Origin of the sequence: Acetobacterium wieringae (assembly GCF_023700225.1) — a bacterium.
Taxonomy (GTDB): Bacteria; Bacillota; Clostridia; order Eubacteriales; family Eubacteriaceae; genus Acetobacterium; species Acetobacterium wieringae.
In genome coordinates this window covers 2,945,466-2,962,681 of record NZ_CP097897.1, presented here as the reverse complement: position 1 = coordinate 2,962,681, position 17,216 = coordinate 2,945,466, and the positions used below count along the sequence as shown (strand labels likewise).

Genomic DNA, 17,216 nt, shown 5'->3' with positions numbered 1-17,216 from the left:
CGATTGAATTCAATACAGAAGGGGATGTTTTATGAAGTCCAACTACGCTTTTTTAACGGATCATTTTCCGGAACTGGCCACCATCGGCAGTCTGGCCGAAGACTACCTCCATAGTGACAGCAACAGCTGTATCATCAAGCTGGGGCTTTTTGGCGAAACCATCGTCAACCGGATGATGGAGTTTGATGGGGTAGCGCCACCAGAGACTGACAACACCCATGCCAACCGGATCAAAGCCCTAAAACGTGAGGGCCTGCTGACCCCGGAACTCGACGATCTGCTTTATGGCCTGCGCAAAGCCCGGAACCGGGCCGTCCATGAAGGTTATGGCAGCTTTGCTGAGGCGGCCATGCTGTTGGAGATGGGCTTTAAGCTGGGCGTCTGGTTTATGCAGGTTTATGGCGACTGGGCCTACCAGCCACAACCCTTTGTGCTGCCGCCGCCGGTGGGAGCCGGTAAAGAACAGCTTTATCCGGCAAAGGCCAAAGCGGCCCTGAAGGCCTGGCAAAATCAGCAAAAAGCTGAAGCCCAAGCCCTGAAAAAAAGCCTGGCCGAAAAAGAGGCCCAGATTGAAGCCCTTAAACAACAGGCCGCAAAAACTGATCAATTGACCCCGGCGACCCGTCCCCAGCGGGCCAAACAGGCCCAAAGTGCCGCCAGTCAGCTAACCTTAAGCGAAGCCGAAACCCGCTATTTAATTGACATTCAGCTGCAAAAAGTCGGCTGGGACGCCGATACCGTCAACCTCACCTACGCCAGTGGCGCCCGCCCCCAAATGGGTAAAAATCAGGCCATTGCCGAATGGCCCACCGACTTCCATGTCAGCACCAGCGGCTATGCCGACTACGCCCTGTTTGTCGGCGAAAAGCTGGTCGGGATCATTGAGGCCAAGCGCTCTGCCCTTGATATCCCCGGGGTGATTGACTACCAGTGCAAGTCCTACGCCCAAACCATCCGGGAAGCCGACGCCCCCTACCTGATCGGCAACTGGCATGGCTACAAGGCCCCCTTTCTCTTTGCCACCAACGGCCGCAAATACCTAAAACAGCTGGAAACCAAATCCGGCATCTGGTTCCGGGATGTCCGCAATGATGCCAATATCCCCAGGGCCCTCCAGGGCTGGATGAGCCCCGAGGGGATCATGGAGCTGCTGGAGCGGGATCTTGATGCGGCCAATGGGGCGCTGGCTGCCATGTCCCGGGATTTTCTGTCGGACAAAAATGGCCTGAATCTGCGCCCCTATCAGATTGAGGCCATTGTCGCCGCCGAAACCGCCGTCCGGGAAGGACGGGATAAGGTACTTTTGTCGATGGCCACCGGCACCGGCAAAACCCGGACCATCCTCGGACTGATCTACCGCTTTCTCAAATCCGGCCGCTTCAAGCGGATTCTCTTTCTGGTGGATCGTTCCGCCCTGGGGGAACAGGCCCAGGATGTCTTTCGGGAAGTGAGACTGGAAGACCTGCTGACCCTGGATGCCATTTACAACATTAAAAATCTCGAAGACCGGTCCATCGATAAGGAAACCCGAATCCACGTGGCCACGGTTCAAAGCCTGGTCAAGCGGATTCTCTACAACGAAGAGGACACCATCCCGGCGGTGTCGGACTACGATCTGATTGTGGTGGATGAGGCCCATCGGGGCTATATCCTCGACAAAGAGCTGGGAGAGGATGAAATCCTCTATCGCAGCCAGGACGATTTCATCAGCAAATACCGGGCTGTCATCGACTATTTCGATGCCGTCAAGGTGGCCATGACTGCCACCCCGGCGCTGCACACCAGCGAAATTTTCGGGCCGCCGGTGTTTTCCTACAGCTACCGGGAAGCGGTCATTGAGGGCTATCTGGTGGATCACGATGCCCCCCACACCCTGACCACGAAACTATCCACCGGGGGCATTGTCTATCACCCCGGGGATACCCTGGTGATCTACGATCCGGTCACCGGGGACATCGTCAACAGCGACCAGCTGGAAGACGAGCTGAAGTTTGAGGTGGAACAGTTCAACCGCCAGGTCATCACCGAAAGCTTCAACCGTACGGTGCTGGCCGAAATCGCCAACGATCTCGACCCCGAAGGCGAGGGCAAAACCTTGGTCTTTGCGGTGGATGACAACCATGCCGATCTGATTGTTAAAATTTTAAAAGAGCTTTACGAGCCGATGGGGGTGGATAATGACGCCATCCTAAAAATTACCGGCAGCGTTGGCGGCGGCAACAAGAAAAAAGTGCTGGAAGCCATCAAGCACTTCAAGAACGAAAAATACCCCAACATTGCCGTGACGGTGGATCTGCTGACCACCGGCATTGACGTGCCGGAAATTACCACCCTGATCTTTATGCGTCGGGTCAAATCCCGGATTCTCTTTGAACAGATGCTGGGCCGGGCCACCCGGCTTTGCCCTGCCATTGGCAAAACCCACTTTGATATTTATGACCCGGTGGGGGTCTATGAAGCCCTAGAACCCTACAACACCATGAAACCGGTGGTGAAAAACCCCAGCACCAGTTTTGAGGATCTGCTGGCGGGGCTGGCGGTACTGCCCACCGAAGCCCAGCAGAAAAACCAGATCGAGATGATCCTGGCCAAGCTCCAGCGGGGCAAAGGCAGCCTGGATGAAACCGCCCGGGCCCAGTTTGCGAGCCTTTGCGGCGGGGACTCTCCGGAGCAGTTTATAAAAACCATCAGAAAGCTGCCGGTGGCGGAAGCCAAAGCCAAGCTGCAGGGGGCCGCCGATCTCTTTGCCATCCTGAAGCAAAACAGCAAAGCGGGGAGCCGTCCGGTGGTGATTTCCGATGCGGCGGACGAACTGCTTGGCCACACCCGGGGCTACGGCGCCGGCAGCCGACCCGAGGATTATCTGGACGCCTTTAAGGTCTTTATCAACGACAATAAAAACAAGATCATGGCCTTGAAGATTGTCTGCACCAGCCCCGGAGAAATGACCCGGGAGAGCTTAAAAAGCCTGAAACTGGAACTGGATCGCCATCAGTTTACCGAAGCCCAGTTAAACAGCGCCTTAAAGGCCGTCACCAATGAGGACATTGCCGCTGACATCATCAGCCTGATCCGCCAGCAGGCCCTGGGTTCGGCGTTAGTCAGCCACGAGGACCGGATTAAAAACGCCATGGCCCGCCTTAAAAAGCAGCATCATTTCAGTAAAATGGAAGAAAACTGGCTGGCCCGGATTGAAAAGAACCTGTTGGCCGAAACCATTCTGGAGCCGGACACCTTTAACACCGGGGCTTTTAAAGATCACGGCGGCTTTGACAAAATCAACAAGGTGTTTAAAAACCAGCTGGGTCAGATCATTACCGAACTGAATCAGTATTTATATGACGATGGAGGAAACGCAGCATCATGAATAATCAGGAAATTGTATCCAAACTCTGGAATCTCTGTAACGTGCTCAGAGATGACGGCATTACCTATCACCAGTACGTGACCGAGCTGACTTATATCTTGTTTCTGAAAATGGCCAAAGAAACCGGCACCGACGGCGCCATTCCGGCAGCCTACCGCTGGGAGGAGCTGGTCAAAAAACAGGGGATTGAACTGAAACGCTTCTATAACCAACTGCTGACCCACCTGGGCGAGGAAACCAGCGGCCGGATTCTGGAGATTTACGCCGGGGCCCGGTCCAACATTGACGAACCCAAAAATCTCGAGAAGATTATTTTAAATATTGACGCCCTGGACTGGTACTCCGCCAAGGAAGAAGGCCTGGGCAACCTTTATGAAGGGCTGCTGGAGAAAAACGCCAACGAAAAGAAATCCGGCGCCGGCCAGTATTTCACCCCCCGGGTGCTGATCAATGTGATGACCCGGCTGATTGCCCCCCAGCCCGGGGAACGCTGCAACGATCCCGCCTGCGGCACCTTTGGCTTTATGATCGCCGCCGACCGGTTTGTTAAGGATGCCACTGATGAATATTTTGATATACCCGAGTTGCAGGATTTTCAGAAGTATCAGGCGTTTTCCGGCTGCGAGCTGGTTCATGATACCCACCGCCTGGCCTTGATGAACGCCATGCTCCACGACATTGAAGGGGAAATTCTGCTGGGGGATACTCTGTCGAGCGCCGGCAAGGCGATGAAGAATTTCGATGTGGTGCTGACCAATCCGCCCTTTGGCACCAAGAAAGGCGGCGAGCGCTCTACCCGGGACGACCTCACCTTTCCTTCCTCAAACAAGCAGCTTAATTTTCTGCAGCACATTTATCGCAGTTTAAAAGCTGACGGCAAAGCCCGGGCCGCCGTGGTGCTGCCGGATAATGTCCTCTTTGCCGACGGTGATGGGGCGTCGATTCGAGCCGATCTGATGCACAAGTGTAACCTCCATACGATTCTGCGGCTGCCCACCGGGATTTTCTACGCCCAGGGGGTTAAAACCAATGTGCTTTTCTTTAGCCGGGGCCAGAGCGAAAAAGATAATACCAAAGAAGTCTGGTTTTATGACCTGCGCACCAACATGAAAAATTTTGGCAAAACCAGCCCCCTCACCGAAGCCCATTTTGACGGCTTTATCGCTGCCTATACGGCTGCCGACCGCAGTGCGGTTGACGACGAACGCTTCTCGTGCTTTAGCCGGATGCAGATAAAAGATAAAAACGACAGCCTCGATCTCGGCCTGATCCGGGATGACAGCATTATCGACTATGAGGACATGCCCGACCCGATTGAAAGCGGCGAAGATGTCGTAGCCAAACTGGAAGAAGCCGTCGATCTGATTCAGAGCGTCTTAAAAGAACTCCGCTCGTTGGAGGCCTAGGATATGGCCAAGAAGAAACAGGAGTTGACGGTTGAGGAAAAGCTGGCGGAAGCGCTGGTGAGGGAGGATGAGCAGCCTTATAAGGTACCGGGGAATTGGGTATGGACGAGGTTGGGGAGTGTGATAACACTAATTTCCGGCAGAGATGTTGCTACAAATTTATGTAATGATAAACAAATTGGTATACCGTATATTCTAGGCGCAAGTAATATTAATGATGATAAATTCAATATTGAACGCTGGATTGAAAAACCAGTGGTTGTTTCAAAAAAGAATGATTTGTTAATTTCTGTTAAGGGAACAGTCGGAAAAATATATTTACAAAATGAAGATGAAATTAATATTAGCAGACAAATTATGGCATTGAGAGCATCAGAAGCAAGTCATAATAAATATTTAGAATATTTCTTGTTTAACCAAATAAATTATTTTAAAGAATCGGCTAATGGTTTAATTCCGGGGATTTCTAGAGAGACAATTCTTGAATGCAAATTCCCCCTCCCACCCCTGGCCGAACAGCAGCGCATCGTTGACCGCATCGAAAGCCTCTTTGACCAGCTGGACCAGGCCAAAGCCCTGATCCAGGAGGCCCTGGACAGCTTCGAAACCCGCAAAGCCGCCATCCTCCACCAGGCCTTCACCGGTGCCCTCACAAAAAAGTGGCGGGAAGAACATATTATTCAGAAACATTTAGAATACAAAAAGCTGATTGATATCACGACAAAGATTACAGATGGCTTTCATAATTCTCCAAGTCCTCAAAATATAGGTTATCCATATGTTATGGCAGGTAATGTAAAAGAAACAGGTATTAATTTCAACAGTGGTTTATTTATGGATGAAAAAAATCATAGAGAATTATATAATAAAGCGCATCCTAAAAAGGGTGATATTTTACTTGTAAATATTGGAGCAGGTTCTGGTACTTCAGCCGTTATTGATGTAGATTTCGAATTTTCATTTAAAAATTCGGCAATATTAAAATTGAAAGAGGATGTTAATCCATATTATGTAAATTACTATCTACAATATACAAAAGAGAAGACATTAGCAGAAATAAGCAAAGGTGGAGCGCAACCTTTTTTGAGCTTAAAAGTTATAAAAGAGATGAAAATAATGATGCTACCATTTGTAGAGCAAAATCAAGTAGTTTGTATCCTAGACGACCTCTTCGCAAAAGAACAGGCCGCCAAAGACCTCTGCGACCAGATTGATCAGATTGACACCATCAAAAAAACCATCCTCGGCAAAGCCTTCCGGGGAGAACTGGGGACGAATGTGGCGGGGGAAGAGAGTGCGGTAGAGTTATTAGCTGCTTTTTTAACAGGTTAAAGTCAATTGGTAAAAACTATACAATTAATACAGAGAAGTTAGTAAATGCGACTAATGCTAGACTAGCTTAACGGCTTTGTAAAAAATAAAGCACTGATGCCAGTCACACTAACTTAATTTTTCAATTTCCGAAATTGCGATTTCAGCGCATAAGAATATTCAGAGTTTCAATAATGAAAATTGAAGAAACTAGAGAAATGTTTAAAAAAGTTCTAAAATTAAAAAAAATGGAAGGAGAAATATTATTTTGAATGCGTGTGAGGCGATTAATAAAATTTTTGAAGACAGAGAAGATTTTGTTATTATTGGTTTAACAGGAAGAACAGGTTCAGGTTGCACAACAGTTGCAGATATTTTAAAAGAGCCGGAATTCAAAAAATTAAAATTAAGGAAGCCGAAGAACTATGATTTTAAAGATAGCGAGGAAATAAAATATTCAATATTGTATGAATATGTAAATAAACCCGAAAATAAATGGAGACCATTTCAAATTATTTCAATCAGTAGTATTATTGCATCTTACATATTTGAAAAAGGATACGATGAGTTTGAAAAATACTTATCAGATTTTATGGAAAAAGCAGATGCTAAAGAAAAGATATTAACAAGTCTTTCGGATTTAAAAACAGACATAAATCAAATAAAAGGGGATCTTGATTCCGTTCATTCTGAGAATTCAGATGATTTTAAATTATACGATACATACGCTAATAAAATTCCTCCTATGGCTTCACGATTGAAAAATATTCTAACAGATTACAATATAAAAGATAATGGAAAGGATGCTCAATTATATACATATATATTTCAGAAGATAGGCAATAATATAAGAGCATCGGGCGATCCTTTTAAATCTGAATTTAATCCTGAAAAAATATTTGCTTTAGCAGAACGTACAAATACTTTAATAAAAGCAATACGAAAAAATAATAAAGCAAAGAACAAACATACTCTAATTTGTATTGATGCGATAAGAAATCCTTTTGAAGCAGTATTTTTCAAAGAACGTTACAGTGCTTTTTATTTGATTTCTGTAAACACCGATGATGTATCAAGGCGAAAGAGATTATCTAAATTAAGTTCAGATGAAATTCAAAGTCTGGATAAAACAGAGTATCCCCAAAAGTTAGAACGTGAAGAAAAATTTTATAATCAAAATATTTTAGCCTGTTTAGAAATATCAGATATTCATGTTTACAATCCTGATATAGAAAACTGCGATTATTATTTTTTGACTGTACAATTATTAAAATATGTTGTTTTAATGCGACATCCTGGATTAATTACGCCTACTCACATAGAAAGATGTATGCAAATTGCTTACAATGTAAAATTTAATTCAGGGTGCCTTTCGAGACAAGTTGGTGCAGTTGTAACAGGCGATGATTATTCTATAAAATCAGTTGGTTGGAATGAAGTTCCGAAAGGACAAGTATCATGCAATTTAAGAGATATTAAACAGTATTTAGAAAATAAAGACAAAGAATCTTATAGCAATTACGAAATAACTGATTGTGAGTTTTCAAAAACAATTGAAATGGTATATGAGAAAATTGACTATAACAAGTTAAATGGTCGAAAATATCCATATTGTTTTAAAGATATATATAATGGTATGAAGTGTCAAAAAAACCAAGTTTATACAAGGGCACTTCATGCTGAAGAGAATGCCTTTCTACAAATATCAAAATATGGGGGGATAGGTGTAAAAGATGGTTTCTTATTCACAACTGCGAGTCCATGCGAATTATGTGCAAAAAAGGCGTATCAATTAGGTATCAAGAAGATTTATTATATTGATCCCTATCCAGGAATTTCACAGAATCATATATTAAATTTTGGCAGTAATAATAATCCTGAGATGAATTTGTTTTATGGTGCAATAGGTAATGCATATATTGCTTTATATACACCAAAAATATCTTTTAAAGATGAGTTAGAAATGTTAATTGGAGTAAATCCAAAAGAAATAATTAATGAAGTAAAAAACTCAAGAAAGTGAGGCTAGTAGGATTAAGAACGAAGAAGTACAAGTGCTGGGCACTGTAACTTATTTTCCAACTTGGTGAATTACTAGAACGCGGTCTTCATGGAGTGGCTCATTTACATCAGTGAGCCAGCCCTTTACATCAGTGAGCCAGCCCTATTGAAACGGGACAAAATCGGTTGGTGTCAGATATGTTCAATAACCAGTCCATCAGTTACAGATAATCAAGCGATCATTATTGTTAACAGTTGTTTAAGGTTTGTAAAAATTAGAGTATAAGTGTCGTAACATTTAATTGAAAAAGGAGGCTTTCAGATTGGGTAGAATTGCAGGTATTCGAATTAAGAATTACGGTTCTTTAAAGGATGTTCAACTTGGAAAGTTGTTGTTTGATAAAAAAGGAACACCAGAACTTACCAATATTAATGCGATTATTGGTGAGAGTGGCGCTGGGAAAAGTACAATTGCTGATGCTTTTGGTTTTTGGCAGATAGTCTCGATAAAGGAGTTGAAGTTGCTTGTGATCTAAATAGGAGAGGTGGTTTTGACAAGCTAATTTCCCAAAGCTCTTCATCTTCGATTGAATTCGAAATCTACTATCGAGAAACTAGTAATTCATCACCAATTACATATGAATTGTCGATCTGTTTGGATAGTCAGGGAAGACCGATTGTTGAGAAAGAACGTTTGAGACAGCGGCGAAAAGGCCAAGCTGTAGGACGGCCATTATCTTTTCTAAATCTAAACTTTGGTAAAGGTGATGCGTTTAAAGGATTAGAAACCGGTTTTGATGAAGAGTACTCAGAAGAAATTGGGGATAAAATTAGTATAGAGTTGGCTGATCCCCGTCAGCTGGGTATTGTGACTTTGGGCGAATTAAAAGAACATCCCCGTATTGTTAATTTCAAAAATTTTTTAAAAAATTGGTACTTGTGTTATTTCACACCATCTTCAGCTAGAGAAATACCGAATGCAGGGCCACAGAAGTATTTAAATCAAGTTGGAAGTAACCTTAATAATGTTGCACAATACATGCATCGAGAGGATAAAAGAGCATTTGCGAAAATACTGGAAGATATACAATCAAAATTACCGGGGATTTATAAAATCGAACCCGTTCGAATGCCGAATGGTCAATTGGTGTTAGAATTTTACGAAACAGGCTTTGACGAGCCCTTCTATTCTCAAAAAATGTCTGACGGGACGCTAAAACTGTTTGCATATTATTTATTGCTCCATGAAAAGGATCCACGTCCATTAGTTTTTATTGAAGAGCCAGAAAATGGTTTATATCACAAATATTTGACTGAGTTAGCAGTCGAAATGAAAAAAAGTGTTGGCAAAGGCTATTCAAAGCAACTATTTGTCACAACACACAGTCCTTTTTTTGTTAACGCATTGTCACCGGAGGAAGTTTGGGTACTGGAAAAGACGGAAGATGGATTTTCAAAGATAAAAAGAGCTACTGAGTACGAATATGTTAAGGAACTCAGTGATGAAGGAATTGAGCTTGGTAATCTTTGGTACAGCGATTATTTCGGATAATGGGAGCGAATGATGCAGAATTATGTATATATAGAATTTCTGATTGAAGATCAATCAGGTTCGATTTTAGTTACAGAAATTATGAGAGCATACAAAAAATTAAATCCAGACCACGAAATTGAGTTTAAGATTAAGTTTTTTAAAGGACTTGGTAAAATTCCGGAGAAGGTAAAAGCAAAAAGTCATGTAAAAACCGGTAAAATATTGAATGATCTACCATTATATCTTAAAGGAATAGGAAAGTCACTTGCGAATTATAATGGTGAAAAAGCTATTTTTGTTATTATGGATACAGATCAGCAGGACTGCGCTGAACTAAAAAAATCTCTAGTTTCATTGAAACAGAAGCATGGCATAGATATAAATGTGCATTTTTGCTTAGCAATTGAAGAAATGGAAGCCTGGTTGCTTGGAGATGAATATGCCTTGCAGCAAGCGTACCCGAATTATAAACGACAAGTATTCAATGCCTATATACCTGATAGCATTATCGGGACTTGGGAATTGCTGGCTGATGTGGTATATCCTGGTGGGCATAAAAAAATGGAACGTGAACTAACGTCTTATTATGAAAAAGGACTCGAAAAGGGAAGATGGGCAGAGCAAATCGGCCAAAAATTAAATATTTTGAATAACAGTTCACCAAGTTTTAACTATTTTATTTCAAAGCTTGATTTGGTATGTGGAAAAAACAGTATGTCATAAGTATGGCTCCGGTGCCAGACTTCGGTGAGAACCAGCAGCCTATATCAGGCACACTTAACTTGGACTGCAGATACCTTCTTTACCATTACAAAATTATAAACTTCAACCCCAATGACGTAAAAGACTTTTTGAAAGCCCATGAGTTAATGACACAGGGCCTGGAAGATGAATCTGGAAAGTTTTGAAGTGGCGGTGTCGGCGTGTTCGACGGCGATGTGGCTGGATGAGCACTAGGGGACGGAGGTTTTGTGCACTATAAACCAAGATCCACTGGATGGCATCAGACATGATCAATAATCCAGTCAAGCAGTTGCCGATCATCCATCTGACCAGCTGCCAGCTGGAGACCCAACTGGATCAGTTCATCATCGGTACAATCAGGTGTAAAGCCGTTCATTTCCAGAAATGTCAGCATAACCAGAATACCGATCCGTTTATTGCCATCGATAAATGCATGGTTATTGATCAGTGAAAAACCCAGACGAGCGGCTTTGGCCGGAACGGTTTGGTACAGATCTTCACCGTCAAAACTTTGAAAGGGCGCATTTAGAGCGGAATCCAGCAGCCCTTCATCCCGGAGGCCATCACAGCCGCCGGTTTCGTTAATCAGCATGGTGTGAAGCCGTAGCACCTGATGACGGGTCAGTCGCTTCATTTGGCTAATTCCTCAAAGGCGGCCTGATGTTTTTTCAAAATCCGTTTGGCTATGATTTCCACTTCTTCATCGCCAATGGTTTCTTCGGTTTGAAACTGGCTGAACTCAATCAGGACATAGCGGGGGGTATTGTTTTTTAAAATGATGGCAGCGCCGTTTTCATCCACAAGTCGGGCAACCTTGGAAAAATTCTGGTTGGCTTCGGAAATGGAAACTAAATTTTTGGTATTGATTTGCATTACAAGCACCTCCTAGTTTTTATACCATTGTACTATAATTTTAGGATAAATAAAACCTAAAAACATATCCATAAAGACACACTTAATTTAATCGTTGTCGAAATCCAAACAGAATTGCTAAAAAAACAAAAAAATCATTCAGGCTGAGAGCGGAAGAAGGAGAAAAAATGCTAGGGACACAAGGGGACGGCGGTTTCGGTACCAGTGCCAGGCACACTCAACTTATGAGATGAGATTCTTCCCTGCATTTTTCTTATCCTGTGGATGTATTCAAGGTTATCGTTAATATCAATAAGACCAGAAAAACCTCGCTTTTGTAAATTTTCAATGATCTGATTCAAGTCAAAAAAGAAAGAGGTGAACAATTACGATGTACAGAACCATAAAACCCAAACTTTCGACGAAAGAGCAGATTGAGCATCTGGAGAAAAAGGGTGTGAAATTTGTTCTGATTTCAAGAGAAGAAGCCACCGATTATTTAACAAAGCACAATAACTATTTCAAACTGACGGCGTATCGAAAGAATTTTCAAAAACATCCCGCTGGAAAATTTAAAGGGCAATACATTGGTTTAGATTTTCAAATGCTTAAAGATCTTGCGATTATTGATATGCGACTACGTTAGACACTTCTGCATATGACACTTGATATTGAACATTTCGCAAAAGTAGAGTTATTGAAGGTTATTGAAAATTCCGATATTGACGCATATGATCTAGTCGAAGATTATATCAAGAGCCTTGATGAGGTGCGGCTGAAAATCCTGAATGACGAACTCAATCGAAATATGAATAATCCTTATTGCGGTGATATTATTGCTAAATATAAAGATAACTATCCAATTTGGGCTTTTATGGAAGTAATCCCGTTTGGACGTTTTATAAATGTCTATCGTTTCTGTGCTGAAACAATAAACGATAAAAAGCTCAGGGATAATTACTTTCTGCTGCTGTCAATAAAAGATTTACGTAACGCAACAGCACATAATAATTGTCTCATTAATAATTTATCACCCCGAACCAGCAATCATAGACAAACTATGGCTTAATTCATGAGTTGAGCAAAATCGGCATATCAAATGAGGCCCATAGTAAAAAAATGAGCAATGCGAGAATTCAGCAAATCGTTACTTTGCTGTACACCCATAAAAGAATTATTAAAGTGATGGTGTCATTAATCATCAAAGTGAAGTTTTGAATGAGACCATCACGAGAATGTATAAGCACATCGAGTATTATAGAAATAATGAAATGGTAACAACAAACTTCGGATTTTTAAAAACAATCGTTGACAATTGGTATCCAATCGTTTAGAATACTAGCACATAGAAAAAATGATTAGTCATTTTTGCGGAGTGGTATTGTCGGAAACGATGATATCGCTCTATTTTTTTATCCTTTTTAACGGTCGACGGTACTTATGAAACCTCTGAAGGGATCACAAGGGAAGGAAAACATCAGGGGACGGCGGTTTTGTGCACTTTAAAACAAGATCCACCCGGATAGTGTCAGACATGATCAAAAGCAGAAGACGTGCCTGTAACCAACTTATACTAAAAATGCATACGAAGCCTATGACGAAATTATAAACTTCAACCCCAATGACGTAAAAGACTTTTTGAAAGTCCACGAGTTAATGACACAGGGCTTGGTTGAGGAATCTGGAAAGTTTCGAAGCGACCGCAATACTATGATACAATCGAAGCGGCAAGAAAATCGAATGATTCCGGCGTGTTTATTGAATTCACGCTATCCGCTGTTTTAGATACCATCGTCGAACAGGACAAGCACCAAGTAAAGCACCAAGTCGATTTAACAGGCACACAGATAGCCGTTTTGAAATCGCTTCAAGATAAAACGTTGTCGCATAAAGTGGCCCCGGGGCCAGGCACCACTTAACTAATGAAAATATAAATGAGGTGAACGATGAAAACAGAGCTAAAGAAACTACTAACGGCAGAATCAACCGATGTCGATTTTAAAGTTTCATTGGAAAAGGCAAAACCGAAGAGCTGGTTGAAAACGGTTGTTGCTTTTGCAAACGGCATTGGCGGTAGCATTCTGTTTGGCGTGGATGATGATCGCCAAATTATCGGCTTGGACCATGTTCAGGCGGATGCCGAAAAAATAAGCAACCTCATAAAAACCAAGGTTGATCCACTCATTATGTTTTCACTGAAGCCGGTCACCATGGAAAACAAGGACATTCTGGTTCTGGAGATTGCAGCCGGGAAAATGACCCCTTACTATTATGTCAATGAAGGGACAAGAACCGCATACGTGCGAATTGGTAATGAAAGTGTCGTTGCACCGGCGTATATCATTCATGAGCTGATGTTAAAAGGCCAGCGGCTTTCCTTTGATGCACTGTCAACCAATGAAAAGTTCAGCGACGCCAGCTTTACCCTGTTTAAATCCAATTTTTATAAAGCCACCGGTAAAAGAATTGAGGGCCGGAAAGATTACATATCCTTTGGAATGATTGATCAGTCTGATTATCTGACTTACGCAGGCTTGCTATTGGCGGATGACTGCAATTTGTTGCAGTCACGTATATTCTGTACCCGATGGATGGGAAAAAGCAAGGGCAAACGGGCAATTGATGCGATTGACGATAAAGAATACAGTGGTAATATTATTATGCTTTTAAAAGAAGGTATTTCTTTTGTAAAAAACAATTCGCAAAAAGCATGGAAAATCGAAGGTGCAAAACGCATTGAATATATTGATTATCCTGAAGATGCGGTTAGAGAGGCACTAGTCAATGCACTGATTCATCGGGATTATAACATTATCGGATCAGAAATTCATATCGATATTTATGATGATCATCTGGAAATTGTGTCCCCGGGTGGCATGTATGATGGGAAAAACATTCAGGAAGTCGACATCAACCGCATTGCTTCAATTCGGCGCAATCCGATTCTGGCTGATATTTTTAATCGGCTGGATTATATGGAGCGACGGGGAAGTGGGCTGAAGCGAATCAAAGAATCATTTGATGACGAAAGTCGGGTAGAATTTTTTTCAAATCAATCCAATTTTTTTGTGGTCATGAAAAAACAAACAGGTGATGAGAATGAAGATTTCAGTGATGTGCAGAAACGAGCGGATAATGAGCGGATAATGAGCGAATATGAGCGGATAATGAGCGAATTAAACCCGAATGAAAAATTAATCGTTGAATACCTGATAAAAAATAAAAAAATAGTCAATCAGGAGGCAAGTTCATTAACCGGGTTATCACCGGCCCAGGTAAGACGGGTGTTTGTTTCATTACAGCAAAAACAAATTATCGAGGCCGTTGGAAAAAGCAGAGGTCGATTTTATCAATTAGCTCAGTCAGAGCTTTAAAATAGCGTCAATAACGAAAAAAGGGAGACATCAGAGTTCAAGGGGACGAAGGTTTTGTGCACTATAAAACAAGATCCACCCGGATGGCATCAGACATGATCAATAATTCAGTCAAGCAGTTGCCGATCATCCATCTGACCAGCCGCCAGACCGAGTCCCAACTGGATCAGTTCATCATCGGTACAATCAGGGAGAAAGCCGTTAGAGCCTTTGGCGCATGCCCTTAACGTTTTAGTTTAAGAAACCGATTCTGATCCTCAAGAATCCTACCATTGCCCGATTCTTTAAGGAAATCGGACTGGTGGACGAACTGGGATCGGGTATCCGCAATACCTATAAATACTGCAAAATCTATTCCGGCACCGCACCCATTTTTACCGAGGGGGATGTGTTCCGGACGATTATCCCCTTGTTCATGGTAGCTGGTGACCAAGCTCCCCCCCCAAGCTCCCCCTGCTGCTGAGAGTAAGGGACAACCGCTTCATTTGGCCAGTTCCGCAAAGGTGGATGTTTTTGAAGCCGTTGTTCATGCGGCATGGCGACGAAGGAGAATCATGAAGATTAAATTTACCCATACCAATATTATTGCCAGAGACTGGGAAAAGCTGTCGTGGTTTTACCAGGAAGTTTTTGAATGTGTGCCCGTCCCGCCAAAACGAGATCTGCAGGGAGATTGGATCGATCAGCTGACGGGAATCCGGGGGGCGCATATCCGGGGCGAGCATCTTTGTTTACCGGGCTATGAAAACAGCTTGCCGACGCTGGAAATATTTTCCTACGACGATTGGGTCGATGGGGGATTACCACAAATTAATCGGACGGGTTTGGGGCATCTTGCCTTTGAAGTCGACGATCTCGATAAAATGCTCAAAAAAGTGCTGGCTGCCGGAGGGGGTCAGATTGGCGAGCGGATTGTCGCAGACTATCCCAATCAGGTGGTGGCCACCTTTGTTTATGCCACCGATCCGGAAGGCAACATTGTGGAACTGCAGAATTGGGGTACCCGATAGACAGGCACCCATTCCCCTGATGCCGGTCTCGTCACGTAATGTCGAACCAACGGAGAATAAATAACGGTTGAAAAAGAAATACAAAGTAAAAAATGGAGGAATGCTATGGGAAACGAGAATCACACCGTCATCGTCTATTTTTCAAAAGATGGGAATACCCGAAGCGGCGCAATGCGCTTAAATGAGCGGCTCAGCGGCAGAATAATCGAACTGCGGGAACAAAAAAAGGCAACTTCCTGCAGGCGCTTTTTAAAAAAGGCTCCAAACTGCAAGGCGAGCCCTGGCAGGAAATCGTAACGGCGCAGGACGTTTATTTAATGCAGCCGATTTGGGCAAGTAATGCCGTACCGGCGATGAACGCCTTTCTTAAGCAGGCCGATTTTTCAGGGAAACGGGTGACCATCATCACCTTTCAGCAATTTACCGATCTGAGAAACAGCGACAAGGTTCATGAGAATATTGCCGCAGCGGTTAAAAAACAAAACGGGCAGGTCATTGGAACCTATGCCTTTGTTGGCGGAAAAATGGGCCACTGCGCAGCAAAAAATTTGATTGATGAACAGATCGATTCAATGATCTTCCCGGGCTGAAGACGCACAGGCGCTAGCTGCCACAGCATCCGCTGGGTGTCAGGAACACTTAACTTACGCACAAAACGACACCACAGAATGGGACGGTAAGCACCAACATCGAATGCGACCTGTAACACGTGTATATGGCGCTGTTGAATGCCATTTAAGTTAAACTAATTATAGGATAAAAGGAGTTATCATGTTTTCACGAACCTGGCATGGAATTGTGCCGCTTAAAATGCGGGCGGCGTTTGAACAATATGAATATCAAACCGGTGTTAAAGAGTCCCTGGCCATCCCGGGCAATCGGGGTGCTTTTTTGAAAATCGTCGAGCAGGGGGATTTTGCTCATTTTTTTCTCTGCACAAAGTGGGATTCAATGGCCAGCATGATTGCCTATGCCGGGCAGGAACCATTGATTGCCGTGACCTATCCTGAGGATGAACACTATGGATTGATCTCTGATCCGATTGTGATCATTCAGGAAGTCGCAGATGACAGTGATCCGTTTGCCGCCCAGGATGATATCGGGGGGCAAAGTCAGGAAAAAAGCCCGATCCAAGGCAAAAACCCCGCAATCACACCGATTACCTATCGCAGCGGCGATGAATCGCTGCTGGATGACATTAAGGAGTTGTGGGAAGCGCTGAACCGGCATCACCGCAATGCCGCCGTGAATTTTAAATCACACTATGAAGCCTTTACGTTTGCGATGCGCAAAAAAATCTGCTCACGAAGGCCCAAAATGGGCGGCTGCGAATCGAAATTGCAGTTGATCCCAAAACTACTCAAAATGTCGGCTACTGCATTTCCCGGGTTGAATGCTCCGGTGATGCGGAGATGGAATCCTTATATGTCCAGGACGATTATCGGGGGCTCGGCCTTGGTGAGACCTTGCTTGGCAATGCCATTGCCTGGATGGATGAGATGGGGGCCCATACCAAGTCCGTGTCGGTGGCCGTCGGCAACGAAAAAGCCTTCAGCTTTTATGAGCGCTTTGGCTTTTATCCCCGAAAAACCCTGCTGGAACAGATAAAATAGTACC

At 43.6% G+C, this 17,216-nt stretch carries 20 protein-coding genes; 16 read left to right on the top strand and 4 right to left on the bottom strand.

The genetic code is table 11. From position 1 onward, the window contains the following. The first annotated feature begins 31 nt into the window (after positions 1-31). The 7 genes from hsdR to CHL1_RS14480 all read left to right on the top strand — a co-directional run bounded on the left by hsdR (position 32) and on the right by CHL1_RS14480 (position 10,342). Complete coding sequence (hsdR, locus tag CHL1_RS14510; RefSeq protein ID WP_250933620.1) at positions 32-3,367, top strand: type I restriction-modification system endonuclease; 3,336 nt, start codon at positions 32-34, stop codon at positions 3,365-3,367. After that, complete coding sequence (locus CHL1_RS14505) at positions 3,364-4,773, top strand: class I SAM-dependent DNA methyltransferase (RefSeq protein ID WP_250933618.1); 1,410 nt, start codon at positions 3,364-3,366, stop codon at positions 4,771-4,773. Before hsdR ends, CHL1_RS14505 begins: the two co-directional genes overlap by 4 nt. 3 nt (positions 4,774-4,776) lie before the next feature. Then, entirely contained in the window at positions 4,777-6,105 is a 1,329-nt protein-coding gene (locus tag CHL1_RS14500; protein ID WP_250933616.1) for a restriction endonuclease subunit S, read from the top strand. A 247-nt stretch (positions 6,106-6,352) separates the two neighbouring features. Further along, positions 6,353-8,107: a dCMP deaminase gene (locus tag CHL1_RS14495; protein WP_250933614.1), complete on the top strand. Its 1,755-nt coding sequence runs from the start codon at positions 6,353-6,355 to the stop codon at positions 8,105-8,107. A gap of 301 nt (positions 8,108-8,408) precedes the next feature. Next, positions 8,409-8,621: an AAA family ATPase gene (locus CHL1_RS14490; RefSeq protein WP_250933613.1), complete on the top strand. Its 213-nt coding sequence runs from the start codon at positions 8,409-8,411 to the stop codon at positions 8,619-8,621. Continuing rightward, entirely contained in the window at positions 8,576-9,637 is a 1,062-nt protein-coding gene (locus tag CHL1_RS14485; protein ID WP_250933611.1) for an AAA family ATPase, read from the top strand. The genes CHL1_RS14490 and CHL1_RS14485 overlap by 46 nt, the downstream gene beginning before the upstream one ends. A 12-nt stretch (positions 9,638-9,649) precedes the next feature. After that, complete coding sequence (locus tag CHL1_RS14480) at positions 9,650-10,342, top strand: DUF4276 family protein (RefSeq protein ID WP_250933609.1); 693 nt, start codon at positions 9,650-9,652, stop codon at positions 10,340-10,342. Positions 10,343-10,622: 280 nt separating this feature from the next. Here CHL1_RS14480 and CHL1_RS14475 read toward each other — a convergent pair whose 3' ends face one another. Continuing rightward, positions 10,623-10,997 carry a type II toxin-antitoxin system death-on-curing family toxin gene (locus CHL1_RS14475; RefSeq protein ID WP_228881287.1) on the bottom strand — a complete coding sequence of 125 codons (375 nt, stop codon included), beginning with the start codon at positions 10,995-10,997 and terminating at the stop codon, positions 10,623-10,625. Further along, the gene (locus CHL1_RS14470) at positions 10,994-11,236 is read right to left on the bottom strand and encodes a type II toxin-antitoxin system Phd/YefM family antitoxin (protein WP_070370477.1); all 243 of its coding nucleotides are present in this window, start codon (positions 11,234-11,236) and stop codon (positions 10,994-10,996) included. Before CHL1_RS14470 ends, CHL1_RS14475 begins: the two co-directional genes overlap by 4 nt. A 370-nt stretch (positions 11,237-11,606) precedes the next feature. On the opposite strand from CHL1_RS14470, the gene CHL1_RS14465 reads away from it, so the two are divergent. The 8 genes from CHL1_RS14465 (at position 11,607) to CHL1_RS14430 (ending at position 16,189) form a co-directional block, all read left to right on the top strand. Beyond that, positions 11,607-11,861, top strand: a complete 255-nt coding sequence (locus tag CHL1_RS14465; RefSeq protein ID WP_070370478.1) for an Abi family protein — start codon at positions 11,607-11,609, stop codon at positions 11,859-11,861. 12 nt (positions 11,862-11,873) lie between these two features. Then, positions 11,874-12,284 (top strand): Abi family protein, encoded by a 411-nt coding sequence (locus CHL1_RS14460; protein WP_250933607.1) that lies wholly within the window; start codon positions 11,874-11,876, stop codon positions 12,282-12,284. 877 nt (positions 12,285-13,161) lie between these two features. Beyond that, entirely contained in the window at positions 13,162-14,589 is a 1,428-nt protein-coding gene (locus tag CHL1_RS14455; protein ID WP_250933605.1) for an RNA-binding domain-containing protein, read from the top strand. Positions 14,590-14,645: 56 nt separating this feature from the next. Next, the gene (locus tag CHL1_RS14450; RefSeq protein ID WP_175440977.1) at positions 14,646-14,816 is read left to right on the top strand and encodes a hypothetical protein; all 171 of its coding nucleotides are present in this window, start codon (positions 14,646-14,648) and stop codon (positions 14,814-14,816) included. A gap of 20 nt (positions 14,817-14,836) precedes the next feature. After that, complete coding sequence (locus CHL1_RS18445) at positions 14,837-15,052, top strand: ATP-binding protein (RefSeq protein WP_476723736.1); 216 nt, start codon at positions 14,837-14,839, stop codon at positions 15,050-15,052. A 91-nt stretch (positions 15,053-15,143) separates the two neighbouring features. Then, positions 15,144-15,599 (top strand): VOC family protein, encoded by a 456-nt coding sequence (locus CHL1_RS14440; protein WP_250933604.1) that lies wholly within the window; start codon positions 15,144-15,146, stop codon positions 15,597-15,599. A gap of 105 nt (positions 15,600-15,704) precedes the next feature. Continuing rightward, the gene (locus tag CHL1_RS14435; protein ID WP_250933602.1) at positions 15,705-15,896 is read left to right on the top strand and encodes a hypothetical protein; all 192 of its coding nucleotides are present in this window, start codon (positions 15,705-15,707) and stop codon (positions 15,894-15,896) included. A 20-nt stretch (positions 15,897-15,916) separates the two neighbouring features. Next, positions 15,917-16,189, top strand: a complete 273-nt coding sequence (locus tag CHL1_RS14430) for a hypothetical protein (protein ID WP_250933601.1) — start codon at positions 15,917-15,919, stop codon at positions 16,187-16,189. A 187-nt stretch (positions 16,190-16,376) separates the two neighbouring features. On the opposite strand, the gene CHL1_RS18580 is transcribed toward CHL1_RS14430, so the two are convergent. Together CHL1_RS18580 and CHL1_RS18575 are read right to left on the bottom strand one after the other, a co-directional pair. Beyond that, positions 16,377-16,523 carry a hypothetical protein gene (locus CHL1_RS18580; protein WP_420840475.1) on the bottom strand — a complete coding sequence of 49 codons (147 nt, stop codon included), beginning with the start codon at positions 16,521-16,523 and terminating at the stop codon, positions 16,377-16,379. Between the two features lie 24 nt (positions 16,524-16,547). Continuing rightward, positions 16,548-16,832 (bottom strand): hypothetical protein, encoded by a 285-nt coding sequence (locus CHL1_RS18575; RefSeq protein WP_420840474.1) that lies wholly within the window; start codon positions 16,830-16,832, stop codon positions 16,548-16,550. A 179-nt stretch (positions 16,833-17,011) separates the two neighbouring features. Here CHL1_RS18575 and CHL1_RS18570 point away from each other — a divergent pair, with 179 nt between their 5' ends. Continuing rightward, entirely contained in the window at positions 17,012-17,212 is a 201-nt protein-coding gene (locus CHL1_RS18570; protein WP_420840473.1) for a GNAT family N-acetyltransferase, read from the top strand. Positions 17,213-17,216: the final 4 nt, after the last annotated feature.